The 12,660-nt window shown below is 63.8% G+C and carries 12 protein-coding genes; 5 read left to right on the plus strand and 7 right to left on the minus strand.

The genetic code is table 11. The annotated features are described in order from the left end of the window. Positions 1 to 29: 29 nt before the first annotated feature. Together C8D72_RS15130 and hemE are read right to left on the minus strand one after the other, a co-directional pair. Complete coding sequence (locus C8D72_RS15130; protein WP_115855286.1) at positions 30 to 548, minus strand: thiol-disulfide oxidoreductase DCC family protein; 519 nt, start codon at positions 546 to 548, stop codon at positions 30 to 32. After that, positions 517 to 1,581 carry a uroporphyrinogen decarboxylase gene (gene hemE, locus C8D72_RS15135; protein WP_115855287.1) on the minus strand — a complete coding sequence of 355 codons (1,065 nt, stop codon included), beginning with the start codon at positions 1,579 to 1,581 and terminating at the stop codon, positions 517 to 519. The genes C8D72_RS15130 and hemE overlap by 32 nt, the downstream gene beginning before the upstream one ends. Positions 1,582 to 1,794: 213 nt before the next feature. Between hemE and ribA the strand changes: the two genes are divergently transcribed. Further along, entirely contained in the window at positions 1,795 to 2,427 is a 633-nt protein-coding gene (gene ribA, locus C8D72_RS15140; RefSeq protein WP_115855288.1) for a GTP cyclohydrolase II, read from the plus strand. A gap of 72 nt (positions 2,428 to 2,499) precedes the next feature. On the opposite strand, the gene C8D72_RS15145 is transcribed toward ribA, so the two are convergent. Further along, a complete protein-coding gene (locus C8D72_RS15145) occupies positions 2,500 to 3,762 on the minus strand; it encodes an MFS transporter (protein WP_211308862.1) in 1,263 nt (420 codons plus the stop codon). 116 nt (positions 3,763 to 3,878) lie between these two features. Between C8D72_RS15145 and C8D72_RS15150 the strand changes: the two genes are divergently transcribed. Continuing rightward, positions 3,879 to 4,370: an acyl-CoA thioesterase gene (locus C8D72_RS15150; protein WP_115855290.1), complete on the plus strand. Its 492-nt coding sequence runs from the start codon at positions 3,879 to 3,881 to the stop codon at positions 4,368 to 4,370. Between the two features lie 29 nt (positions 4,371 to 4,399). Here the strand turns inward: C8D72_RS15150 and djlA are convergent, their stop codons facing one another. From djlA to C8D72_RS15170, 4 genes are all read right to left on the minus strand, one after another. Beyond that, positions 4,400 to 5,167: a co-chaperone DjlA gene (gene djlA / locus C8D72_RS15155; protein ID WP_115855291.1), complete on the minus strand. Its 768-nt coding sequence runs from the start codon at positions 5,165 to 5,167 to the stop codon at positions 4,400 to 4,402. A 32-nt stretch (positions 5,168 to 5,199) separates the two neighbouring features. Next, the gene (gene dxs, locus C8D72_RS15160; RefSeq protein WP_115855292.1) at positions 5,200 to 7,098 is read right to left on the minus strand and encodes a 1-deoxy-D-xylulose-5-phosphate synthase; all 1,899 of its coding nucleotides are present in this window, start codon (positions 7,096 to 7,098) and stop codon (positions 5,200 to 5,202) included. Positions 7,099 to 7,195: 97 nt separating this feature from the next. Further along, complete coding sequence (locus C8D72_RS15165) at positions 7,196 to 8,095, minus strand: polyprenyl synthetase family protein (protein ID WP_115855293.1); 900 nt, start codon at positions 8,093 to 8,095, stop codon at positions 7,196 to 7,198. A gap of 10 nt (positions 8,096 to 8,105) precedes the next feature. Further along, positions 8,106 to 8,420, minus strand: coding sequence for an exodeoxyribonuclease VII small subunit (locus tag C8D72_RS15170; protein WP_115855294.1), 315 nt, complete (start codon positions 8,418 to 8,420; stop codon positions 8,106 to 8,108). Positions 8,421 to 8,805: 385 nt separating this feature from the next. On the opposite strand from C8D72_RS15170, the gene serA reads away from it, so the two are divergent. The 3 genes from serA (at position 8,806) to C8D72_RS15185 (ending at position 12,581) form a co-directional block, all read left to right on the plus strand. Further along, the gene (serA, locus tag C8D72_RS15175; protein ID WP_115855295.1) at positions 8,806 to 10,053 is read left to right on the plus strand and encodes a phosphoglycerate dehydrogenase; all 1,248 of its coding nucleotides are present in this window, start codon (positions 8,806 to 8,808) and stop codon (positions 10,051 to 10,053) included. A 363-nt stretch (positions 10,054 to 10,416) separates the two neighbouring features. Continuing rightward, positions 10,417 to 11,583, plus strand: coding sequence for a zinc-dependent alcohol dehydrogenase (locus C8D72_RS15180; protein WP_115855296.1), 1,167 nt, complete (start codon positions 10,417 to 10,419; stop codon positions 11,581 to 11,583). Positions 11,584 to 11,699: 116 nt separating this feature from the next. Then, positions 11,700 to 12,581: an NAD(P)-dependent oxidoreductase gene (locus C8D72_RS15185; RefSeq protein ID WP_115855297.1), complete on the plus strand. Its 882-nt coding sequence runs from the start codon at positions 11,700 to 11,702 to the stop codon at positions 12,579 to 12,581. Positions 12,582 to 12,660 lie beyond the last annotated feature (79 nt).

The following is a 12,660-nucleotide window of genomic DNA, read 5'->3' on the forward strand; positions in this document are numbered from 1 at the left end:
GTGCACCATAATGAGGCCGGGTGGCAATATCAGGTGTCGGCCAGCGTGGCTGGCAGCGAAAGACGTTCACACTGCGCGCGGGTCAGTGACGTGAGCAGTCGTGATTGCACATCACCCTTCATGCCCGGGTCGGTGGCCAGCTGTTTACGGTAGCGCCCGACCAGCTGGTAGGCGCCGTCACGCAGCGGCACGGGCAGCCAGCGCAGGCCGGCTGCGGCCGACCAGGGCGCCTTCAGTGACTGCGCCGTACGCCAGAGCCCGTCGCTGTCGCGGTGAAGCGCGCCGTCACGAATCAGCCACATGCTGTCCAGATCATCGGCATCCTCACCGAAGTGCGCCCCCAGCTGATGACCCAGCGAAGACTGCAGGGTCACCAGCCCCGTGATCGGCTGCGCCTCATGGGCCAGAATGGCGTGCACCGCCCGCCGACACAGCGGGCAGTCGCCGTCAAAGACCACCAGCTGACCCGGCCAGTTCGGGTCAGCGGGGGGCGTATCGTGGCCTTTAGCGGTGGTGCTATCCGTGGTGGTACTGGGGGCTGAGTTCATGGAGTGCCTCGATGAAGGTCTGGACGTTCTCGATCGGCGTGAACTGGGAGATGCCGTGGCCCAGATTGAACACGTGACCGTTGCCCGGGCCGTAGCTTTCCAGGATGCGCGCGACCTCGTCGCGAATGACCTGCGGCGAGCCGAACAGCGCCGACGGGTCGAGATTGCCCTGCAGTGCGACCTTGTCTCCCACGCGGGCGCGGGCATCGCTCATCTCGGTGGTCCAGTCCAGCCCCACGCCATCGGCGCCGATGTCGGCAATGCTTTCAAGCCACTGACCGCCATTTTTGGTGAAAACGATCACCGGCACGCGGCGACCGTCATGCTCCCGGATCAGCCCGCGCACGATCTTCTCCATGTAGGCCAGCGAGAAGGCCTTGTAGGCCGGTGTCGACAGCGCCCCGCCCCAGGTGTCAAAGATTTGAACCGCCTGGGCGCCGGCGCGAATCTGGGCGTTGAGATAGTCGGTCACGGCCGTGGCCAGCGTATCCAGCAGCTGGTGCAGCGCGGCGGGATCGCCATAAAGCAGGCCCTTGACGTGGCGGAAGTCCTTGCTGGGACCGCCTTCCACCATGTAGGTGGCCAGCGTCCAGGGGCTGCCCGAAAAGCCGATCAGCGGCACGCGGCCGTTGAGCTCGCGGCGAATCGTGGACACCGCGTTCATGACATAGTCGAGATCACGATCGGCATCGGGGGCCTTGAGCGCATTGATGGCCGCCGCATCGCGTACCGGGCGCTTGAACATCGGCCCTTCGCCCGGTTCGAAGTAAAGCCCCAGATCCATCGCATCGGGGATGGTGAGGATGTCGGAGAACAGGATGGCCGCATCGAGATCAAAGCGCTCCAGCGGCTGCAGGGTCACGTCACAGGCCATGTCCCGATTACGGCACAGATCCATGAAGCTGCCCGCCTGCTGGCGAACCTTGAGATATTCAGGGAGATAGCGGCCGGCCTGGCGCATCATCCAGACCGGGGTGCGGTCAACGTCCTGCCGCGCCAGCGCGCGCAAAAAGCGATCATTTTCGAGAGTCATGCAGACAAGGTCATCCGGCAGAAAAGTGTCGTCTCATTGTAGCTTAGACGGCACGGCTGCAGGAGAGTCCATCATGGTGCAATATGGCGGGTTACGCTCCTGCCTCGAGCGTTATCCGGGCGCCGCGGCGTACGTATAGATAAATGCACCCGGCCCTGCCAGGATAATCTTTAGAAGCCATGGAATGGCTTACCAACACTTCATGAGGTTACCGTGACGATCAGATTTATCGCCAGTTCTCGTCTGCCCATGCCCTGGGCCACGTTTACCATGCATGGCTTCGAAGATGACGAGACCGGCAAGGATCATGTTGTCCTCACCCTGGGCGATGTGGCCGATGGCGAACCCGTGCTCGGTCGAGTGCATTCCGAGTGCCTGACCGGTGATGCGCTGTTTTCGATGCGCTGTGACTGCGGCTACCAGCTCCAGGTCGCGCTCAAGCGCATTGCCGAGGAAGGCCGTGGGGCGCTTTTGTACCTGCGCCAGGAAGGTCGTGGCATCGGGCTCATGAACAAGATCCGCGCCTATCACCTTCAGGATGATGGCGCCGATACGGTCGAGGCCAACGAGGCGCTGGGTTTTGACGCCGACATGCGCCGCTACGACATCTGTATTCCGATGCTCGAGCAGCTGGGCATCACCCGACTGCGACTGATGACCAACAACCCGCGCAAGGTCCTCGCCCTGCAAAACGCCGGCATTGAAATCAGCGAGCGGGTGCCGCTGACGACCGGTCTTAATGCCCACAATGAGCAGTACCTGTCGACCAAGGCCGGCAAGCTCGGCCACATGATGGCCCTTGACGAGTTTGAATCCGCAAGCGATGTCGACCGCGAACATCCCTGAAACGGCCCCTGCCCCTCGGGGCGCCCGGCCGGCGCCCCGATTCATGACGCCCCGATCGATATGACGCGGGCGCTAGTCGATATGGCGGGGATAATAGTACGGATCAAAGCGCCAGCTCATCACCAGCATGGCGGCAAAGAGCACCGCCAGTGCCACCCAGGCGGTGGTAAAGCTTGAAAGCATGTCGCGGGCAATGCCGGAAAGCAGCGTGGCCGCGGCCGCCACCAGATAGCCATAGCCCTGCACGAAGGCCGCCAGGTCGCCTACGCGGGCGGGATCACGATGGTGGTCCATCGGCACCAGTACCGACAGCGAAAACAGCGCGCCGATGCCCAGCCCCAGCAGCGTTCCCCAGAGCATGGCAAAGGCGACCCCGTCAGGCTTGAGACACAGCCCGACAAAGCCGACCAGCGACATGCCCACCGTCAGGTAGAGTGCCCGGCGCCGATCCAGACTGTAACGGACCAGAAAGGGCGCACCGACGCTTGAGATCACCTGCAAAAGCGTCACATAGCCCAGCAGCAGCCCGGCATCACCGGCACTCCAGCCCAGCGCCAGATAGTACGGCGGCAGCCACGCCATGACACAGGCGTAGCCGGCCGTACCGAAACCGAAAAACAGTGCCAGCGTCCAGGCCCGCGGAATATGCGACAGCGGCGTGGCCCGTGATGAGCGCTCGCGCGGCACCGGCGTGAGCATCTGACCGCCATGGCGATACCACAGCAGCAGCGCCACGGGCACCAGAACGGCCCAGCCGGCCAGCCCCAGACGCCAGCCCCCCATGGAAGCAAACCAGGGCGCCATGCCGGAGGCCAGCGCCCCGCCGCCGATGATCGCGCCGATATAAAGCCCGGTGGCGGTCTCCACGGTGTTGGGCAGCGTGACCTTGATCAGGGCCGGCATCAGCGCCTGAATCAGGGCGATCCCGGCGCCGATCACCAGTGCCGAGACCGCCAGCAGCGTGAAGCTCTCCCCCAGCAGTCGTACCAGCGAGGCCAGCCCGATCAGGGTCAGCGAGCCCATGACGATGCGGTGACGATTCCAGCGCCGGATCAGCTGCATGCCCTGAAAGCAGGCCAGGCCCATGGCCACGAACGGCAGTGTGGTCAGAAGCGACGCCGTGGCATAGCTCACCGACAGCTCTTCCTGAATCCGGTCAAGCAGCGGGCCCACGGCGGCAATCGAGGGACGCAGATTGAGCCCGACCCACACAATCAGCACATACAGCCATAGATAGCGTGCGGTGGGTTGCTCGAATCTTGCCTCGGTAACCTTCATGGAATCCCCTGGTGAATGGATAACGTCCGGCGCCTCGATACGCAGCCGGTACGCCATGCTAGTCATCCCGGGGTGAATTTGCCATGACGATAGCGCCCGCAGCCCGGCGTCGATGCGTTATGCTCGGCGGCGAAGCCCTGACCACAACAACATGACGAGAAGCGAGAGAGGGAATGGACACAGCGCGCCACCAGATCACCATGACCGTACTGATGACCCCGGACATGGCCAACTTTTCCGGCAAGGTCCACGGCGGCACACTGCTGAAGTATCTTGATGAGGTGGCCTACGCCTGCGCCAGCCGCTGGGCCGGCCACTACGTGGTCACGCTGTCGGTGGATCAGGTCATGTTCCGCCAGCCCATTCATGTCGGTGAACTGGTCACCTTTCTGGGCTCGGTCAACTACACCGGACGCTCCTCGATGGAGATCGGTATCAAGGTGATCGCCGAGGATATTCGTGCCGGCGTGGTACGCCATACCAACAGCTGCTACTTCACCATGGTGGCGGTCGACGATGACGGGAAATCGGTGGAAGTACGCCAGCTTGACCCCGCAACGGATGTTGAGCGCCAGCGCTTTGAGTCAGGTTTGAGACGTCGCGAGCTACGCCGCGAGATGGAACAGCGCTTTCGCGACATTCGGGATCAAAAAAACGCTCAATAATACCGGCATCCGGCGAGACGCGGCCAGGGTCACTCCTGGCTGCGGGCCTGCTGGATTCGTTCAAAGGCGTTGCTGATTTCGCTGGTACGCTGCTCGGCCATGCGCCGCATGCTGTCGGGCATGCCCTTGCCGGCGAGCTTGTCGGGGTGGTTCTGGCTCATCAGTTTGCGATAGGCGCGCTTGATCTCGGCATCCGTGGCCTCCGAGGATACGCCCAGTACCTGATAGGCCTCTTCCAGCGGCTGGGCGCTCTCCTGCGTCCCGCCTCCGCTGGCGGCGGCATTGAGCATCGCCTCCAGGCGCGAGAGCTCCTCCTGTGAACAGCCCAGCCCCTGTGCCACGCGCAGCAGCATGTCGCGCTCGGCCTGCTCGACCTGACCATCGGCGGCCAGCGCCACAAGCTGCACCTGGAAAAAGACCTGCAGCAGCCCGCGCTGCGCGCCGACGATCTGGCGCAGCCCGGCAAGCTCGGTCTCGAGATCAAAGCTCTCCTTTTGTCCGCGCTCGAAGTCGGTGCGCGCCTTGTCACGCTGGGCATCGTTGAGATTGAGCCGGTCAAACACCGCCTCGGCACTCTGGCGCTGACGGTCGGACACCTCGCCATTGGCCTGGCTCATGGCCCCCATGACCGAGAAGGTGGCAGAGAGAAAGCGGGTCTGGCGCTCGGCCAGCTTGCCGATCAGCTTGGCGCGCAGCCAGCGCACCAGCGCATAGCCCAGCAGGCCACCGATCAAAAGCCCGGGTAGCCGGGCAATCAGGTAGCCGATGAAAGCAGCAATCAGGGTAACAATCAGCATGAGACGGTTCTATTTCCGGTTGATTAAGGGACTCAGCGACCGAGACGCCGGCGAATCGATGTCTCGATGCCCTCGCCGTCCAGCCCGCACTCGGCCAGCAGCTCGCCTGGCGTGCCGTGCTCGATGAAGTGGTCGGGAATACCCAGATGCAACAGCGAGGTGCGCACATCGGATGCCGCCAGCAGCTCGCCGACGCCACTGCCCGCACCGCCGGCAATCACGTTTTCTTCCAGCGTCACGACCAGACCGTGCGCCTGTGCCGCCGTCAGAACGGCTTCGCTGTCCAGCGGCTTCACAAAGCGCATGTCGTAGACCGTAGCATCCAGCTGCTCGGCCACCTCGAGCGCCGGCGTCAGCAGACTGCCAAACACCAGCAGAACCACGCCGTTATCGCCCTTCTGGCCCTCGCGCCGGAGATCGGCGCGCCCGATCTCGATCGGCTCAAGGCCCGGCTCGAAGGCCACGCCCGGGCCGGTACCGCGCGGATAGCGCACCGCTGCGGGGCCTTCGTACTGATAGGCCGTGGTCAGCATGCGATAGCACTCGCGCTCATCAGAAGGCGCCATGATCACCATGCCCGGCACGCAGCGCAGATAGGAGAGATCCATGGTGCCGTGATGGGTCGCACCATCCTCACCCACCAGGCCGGCCCGGTCGATGGCAAAGGTGACATCGAGCCCCTGTACGGCGACGTCATGGATCAGCTGATCATAGCCGCGCTGCAGGAAGGTGGAGTAGATCGCCACCACGGGCTTGACGTCTTCACACGCCATGCCGGCAGCCAGCGTCACCGCGTGCTGCTCGGCGATCGCCACATCGTAGTAGCGCTCCGGATACTCCTTCGAGAAGCGAATCATGTCGGAGCCTTCACGCATGGCCGGCGTAATGCCGATCAGACGCGGGTCCCGCTCGGCGGTATCGCACAGCCACTGACCGAAGACGTTGCAGAACTTGAACTTCTTCGGCGCAGGCACCGGCGTCGCCTCGACCTTGTCCTTTTCGAGCTTGGTGATGGCGTGATAGCCGATCGGGTCACCCTCGGCCGGCTCGAAGCCCTTGCCCTTGCGGGTGATGATATGCAGGAACTGCGGTCCCTTGCGGTTTTTCAGCTCGCGCAGGGTGCGAATCAACAGCGGCAGATCGTGCCCGTCGATGGGGCCGACATAGTTGAAGCCCATCTCCTCAAAGAGCGTGGCCGGCGTGAGCATGCCCTTGACGTGCTCCTCGGTGCGCCGGGCAATATCCAGTGCGCCGGGCAGATGCGAGAGCACACGCTTGCTGCCCTCGCGCGCAGCCACGTAGGGGCCGCTGTTGAGGATGCGCGCCAGGTAGGTGGCCATGCCGCCGACGTTTTCCGAGATCGACATCTCGTTGTCGTTGAGCACCACCAGCATGTTGGCATCGACATGGCCGGCGTGGGCGAGGGCTTCAAACGCCATGCCGGCGGTCAGGGCGCCGTCGCCGATGATGGCACACACGCGCCGGTTGTCGCCGCGGGTGCGCGCCGCCAGCGCCATGCCCAGCGCTGCCGAAATGGAGGTGCTGGAGTGGCCCACGCCAAAGGTGTCATAGGGCGACTCCTCGCGACGCGGGAAGGCCGCCAGCCCCTGATAGCGACGCATGGAGTCCATCGCCTCGCGCCGGCCGGTCAGAATCTTGTGCGGATAGGTCTGATGGCCCACGTCCCAGACCAGCCGGTCGTGCGGGGTGTTGTACTGCTGGTGCAGCGCGATGGTCAGCTCGATGACACCAAGACCGGCGCCAAAGTGACCGCCCGTGCAGCCGACACTGTAGAGCAGATAGGCCCTGAGCTCGTCGGCCAGACGCGAGAGCTGCTGCTCATCGAGACTGCGCAGATCGGCAGGCGCTTCGATGCGATCCAGCAGCGGCGTGGCCGGTCTTTTTGTGGGGATATCGTCAAACAGCTTCATAGCGCCTCAATGGCCTGTCAGGATCCTGTCCCTGGTCCTGTAATGCCCCGGGACATCAAAGGGTATCTTTCCGGCGCACGGCCGGGGGCGTCTTGTCCTAGTGGTCGCGCTCGATCATGTAGCGGGCCAGCGCCGCCAGCGTCTCGCCGCGCGCACCCAGCGGTGCCAGCGCCGCCAGCGCCTGATCCAGCAGGACACGTGCCCGGTGTTGTGCCTCTTCCAGGCCCAGCAGCGCCGGGTAGGTCGGCTTGTCGCGCAGCGCATCGGCGCCCTGGGTCTTGCCCAGCACCTCGGTCGAGCCGGTCACGTCCAGGATGTCGTCCTGGATCTGGAAGGCAAGGCCAATGGCGCGGGCGTACTCGCTCAGCGCCTGCAGATGTACCGGTTGGGCGCCGGGCGCGGCCAGCGCCCCCAGCGACAGTGCCGCCTCGATCAGGGCGCCGGTCTTGTGATGGTGTATGGCCATCAGCGCCTCGACGTCGAGCGTGCGCCCCACGGCGTCCAGATCCAGCGCCTGACCACCGGCCATGCCGGCGCGCCCGGCGCAGCGGGCCAGCGTTGCGACCATCTCGGCGGCGCGCGGCTGACCGGTATCCGCCAGCACTTCAAAGGCCAGCGTCTGCAGGGCGTCTCCGGCCAGCAGCGCCGTGGCGTCATCAAAGGCACGGTGGCAGGTGGGGCGCCCGCGACGCAGGTCGTCGTCATCCATGCAGGGCAGGTCGTCGTGAACGAGCGAGTAGGCGTGAATCAGCTCGATGGCGACGGCCGGGGCATCCAGCGCCTGATCATCGGCCGCCAGTGCCTGGCCGGCGGCGTAGACCAGAATGGCGCGCAGCCGCTTGCCACCGCCCAGCACGCTGTAGCGCATGGCCTCTTCAAGCCGGGCCGCCCGGGCGGGTGCCGCGTTTTCCAGTACCGCGCCCAGCTGCGTCTCGATCCGGTCGCGCAGCGTTGTCATCAACGCGACGACATCCACCCCCGCAGTGTCCACAGTCATGTCTCACCCATCATGCGTCGTTATTCTCCCGCGATTCATCGTCCAGCGGGGGTGACATCAGTGACCCATCCCCCTGCTCCAGCAGCTGCTGCACCCGCAGCTCCGCCTGCTCGAGCCGTGTGCGGGCGTCACGCACCAGCGATATGCCACGCTCGAAATCCTCAAGCGACGCCTCAAGGCTCAGATCCCCCGACTCAAGGCGTCTGACCAGCGCTTCAAGCGAGGACAGGGCGCCGGCAAAGTCGGACGGGGTCTGCGGCGCGGACGTCGATGACGCCGCAGCAGCCTGATCATTTGAAGGCGCGGACTCGGGCCGTTGTGTCATGCGTAATCCTGTGAGCACCGGTACATGGCTTGAGATCAAGGTGTCGGCAGACGGTAACGCCCCGACGGCCTGCAAGTATACACATCCGCTGCGCTTTTGACGCCGCCCGGGCTGCGCATCAAGGCCGATCACAGCAAGTCCCGAGGGAGCATGACATGCACCGGATTCATCCGGCTGACGCAGACCTTTCAAGGAGGGGCACCGCGGCGAGTCATGCACCACGCCTACCACCATGGTAGGATAAACGCCCCGCCGAGCCGGGCCATCAGCGCAGCCACGCACGCTGGCGTATCGATGCCCGATTGATTTCGGCCGAGATCGGGCCGCGCCCGCTATCTCTTCCTACTTTCCCTCAGGCCAGCCGATTAAAGGGTTGATGCGCACTATGGCTAAAACGTCTCTGGACAAGAGCAAGATCAAGGTTCTGCTGCTCGAGGGCGTCCACCAGTCCGCCGTGGACAACTTTCAAAATGCCGGTTACAGCAACATTGAGCGGCTGACGACCTCGTTGAGCGAAGAGGATCTGATCGAAAAGATCCGTGATGCCCATTTCATCGGTATTCGTTCGCGCACGCAATTGAACGAACGTGTGTTGAACGCCGCCGAGCGCCTGGTCGCCATCGGCTGTTTCTGCATCGGTACCAACCAGGTGGATCTGCCGGCCGCGCTCAAGCTCGGTATCCCGGTCTTCAATGCGCCCTACTCCAACACCCGCTCGGTGGCCGAACTGGTACTGGCCGAGTCCATCATGATGCTGCGCGGCATCCCCGAGAAAAACGCCCGTGCCCATCAGGGTGGCTGGCTGAAATCTGCCAGCGATTCGTTTGAAGCCCGCGGCAAGACGCTGGGCATCGTCGGCTACGGCAGCATCGGCGCCCAGCTGTCGGTGCTGGCCGAGTCGGTGGGCCTCAACGTCATCTATTACGACACCATCACCAAGCTGGGCATGGGCAACGCCCGCCAGGTCGGCAGCCTTCAGGAGCTGATGGCGCGCGCCGACATCGTCACCCTGCACGTGCCCGAAACCCGCGCGACCACCTGGATGGTCGGTCGTGACGAGCTTTCGCTGATGAAACAGGGCAGCTATCTGATCAACGCCTCGCGCGGCAAGGTCGTGGATATCGAGGCGCTGGCCGAGGTGCTGGAATCCGGCAAGCTGCTGGGCGCGGCCATCGACGTCTTCCCGGTCGAGCCGAAGGGCAACGACGAAGAGTTCGTCTCGCCGCTGCGCCAGTTCGACAACGTGATTTTGACCCCGCACATCGGCGGCTCCACGGTCGAGGCGCAGGAAAACATCGGCGTCGAGGTCTCGGAAAAGCTCATCACCTTCTCCGACAACGGCACGACCATCACCTCGGTCAACTTCCCCGAAGTCGCCCTGCCGTCGCACCCGGACAAGCACCGCCTGCTGCACATTCACGCCAACGTGCCGGGCGTACTTTCCGAGATCAACCGCGTGCTGGGCAACGAAGGCATCAACATCTCCGCCCAGTTTCTGCAGACCAATGAAGAGGTCGGCTACGTGGTGATCGATGTCGACAAGGCCTACGGGGAACAGGCCCTCAATGCCCTGCGCGAGGTCAACCATACCCTGCGCACGCGCGTGCTCTACTCTCAGGCCGACAGCGAGTAATCCACGCTCGCGCCAGCGGCCGGAGGCCACGTCATGAAGGATGCGAGACTTTTGATCGTGATGGTCGCTGCCATCGTTCCGGTGCTGTTTTTCGTGTTTGCCGCCCTGGCATAGTCTCAAAAGACAGACCGCGACCGGCCATCAACGGGCGCTCTCCTCACGGGGAGCGCCCGTTGTCATGTCAGGCGCTGTTGCCGCCAATCGACGCCCTGTCCTCCCGGGGCGTTTACATCACGTATCGATAAATCATTAGCAGCCTATCGCTTTACTTTCTACGCTTTCTATCGGGTCGGCAGGGAGTCGGCCATCGCCAACATTAGTGGTCGGCCACCACCGACCGGAAGATTTCACGGAGGAGACCTCATGAAGGCACTGGTTTATCAGGGCAGTAACGACGTTCGCGTTGAAAACGTTGCCGAACCCACGCTCCAGCAGAACGACGACATTGTCCTGCGCGTGACCTCGACCGCCATCTGCGGCTCCGATCTGCACCTTTATCGTGGCGCCATGCCGGCCACCGAGCCTGGCGATATCTTTGGTCACGAGTTCATGGGCATCGTGGAAGAAGCAGGCTCCGCCGTCACCAGCGTCAAAAAGGGGGATCGCGTGGTCGTGCCATTCGTGATCGCCTGCGGCAGCTGCTTTTTCTGCCAGCATTCGCTCTATGCGGCGTGCGAAACCACCAACCCCGATGAGGGTGCGGCGCTGAACAAGAAGTCGATCCCGGCGCCAGCGGCGCTGTTCGGCTTTTCACACATGTACGGCGGCATCCCCGGCGGCCAGGCGGAATACGTGCGCGTCCCGCAGGCCAACGCCGGCCCCTACGCCATCCCGGAAGGCCTTGATGACGAGCAGGTGCTGTTCATGTCGGACATCCTGCCGACCGGCTATCAGGCCGTGCTCAACGCCGGCGTCAAGCAGGGCTCGAGCGTGGCGATCTTCGGCGCCGGCCCGGTGGGCCTGATGTCAGCGGCGTGTGCGCGCATGGAAGGCGCCGAGCAGATCGTCATGATCGACAACCAGCAGTATCGCCTTGATTTTGCGCAGAAGGCCTATGGTGTCGAAACCATCAACTTCGACCAGGTGGACGACGTGGCCGAGGCCATCATCCAGATGAGCGAAGGCCGTCGCGGCGTGGACGCCGTCATTGATGCCGTGGGTTACGAGGCCAAGAGTCATGGCGGCCAGCTGCCGGCCATGGATAACTTTGAGGTCGAAAGCAGCGATATCGTCCTGCATCAGTGCATGGCCGCCGTGCGCCGCGGTGGCAGCATCAGCATTCCGGGCGTCTATGCCGGCGCCGTGAACGGCTTCCTGATTGGCGATTTCTTCGACAAGGGCCTGACCATGAAGGGCGGCCAGACCCACGTGCATGACTATCTGCCGACCCTGCTGGAGGCCATCGATCAGGGCAGGCTCAAGCCCGAGGCGATCATCAGCCACCGCATGAAGCTCGATCAGGCCGCCGAAGCCTATCGCATGTTTGATGCCAAGCAGGATGACTGCCGAAAGGTCGTGCTGACACCGTAACCTCTCGCATGATGAGAACCCCGCGCCCCGGTCATGCCGGGGCGTTTTACGTTCACGTTGAACCTGGCCGGTCTACGCTGGTTTTACCGTTAAAAACGATCGATGGAGCATCCTGCATGTCACACAACACCACTGTTGCCGTTCTGGGCCTTGGCGCCATGGGCCACGCCTTTGCCGCCAACCTTTTGAAAAATGATTTCCCGGTGCAGGTCTGGAACCGCACGCACTCGCGCGGGGAAGATCTGGTCCAACAGGGGGCGGTCAACGCCGACAGCCCCGGTGAGGCGGTCAGCGGCGCACGGTTTGTTATCACCATGCTGCCGGATTTCGAGACCACTCGTGACGTGCTGCTCGGCGAGGCCAACGCCCTGGAAGGCCTGCCCGACAATGGCGTGGTGATCCAGATGGGCACCATCGGCGTTGAGCAGACCGAGTCCCTGATCGAAGCGGTCCACCAGGCGCGCCCGGAGGTCACCTTCATTGATGCCCCGGTCTCCGGCACCAAGGCGCCGGCCGAGCAGGCCACCATCTCGGTACTGGCCAGCGGTGACCAGAACGCCGCCGAGGGGATCGAGGCGGTGTTCAATGCCATCTCCAAACGCGTGGTCTGGCTGGGAGACGCCGGTCGTGGGTCGCGCATGAAGCTTGTCGTCAACGCCTGGCTGATCCACATGATGCAGGGCATCGCCGAAAGCGCGCGTCTGGCGCAGACGCTGGGGTTCTCCACCGAGGAACTCTGGTCGGTGCTCGACGGCGGGCCGCTGGCTGCCCCCTACGTGAAGGCCAAGCTCGACAAGATCGGCGGTGACGAGTACAGCGCCCAGATGGCGCTCGAATGGGGGCTCAAGGATGCCCGCCTGGCACTCGATGCCGCCGGCGACACCGGCCTGCCGGGGCTTTCTCGCATCAGTGAAATATGGCGCGAGGCGGTGGATGCCGGCCTTGGCGAGCAGGACATTGCCGCCGTGCATGACTATCTGCGTCGTCAGGACAGCTGACGCGCTCAGACACACAAAACGTGTTCATTAACGGCCTGCAGGTCACCACCTGCGGGCCGTGCCGGCTTACAAACGGCAT

It is taken from the genome of Kushneria indalinina DSM 14324, assembly GCF_003385845.1.
Taxonomy (GTDB): domain Bacteria; phylum Pseudomonadota; class Gammaproteobacteria; order Pseudomonadales; family Halomonadaceae; genus Kushneria; species Kushneria indalinina.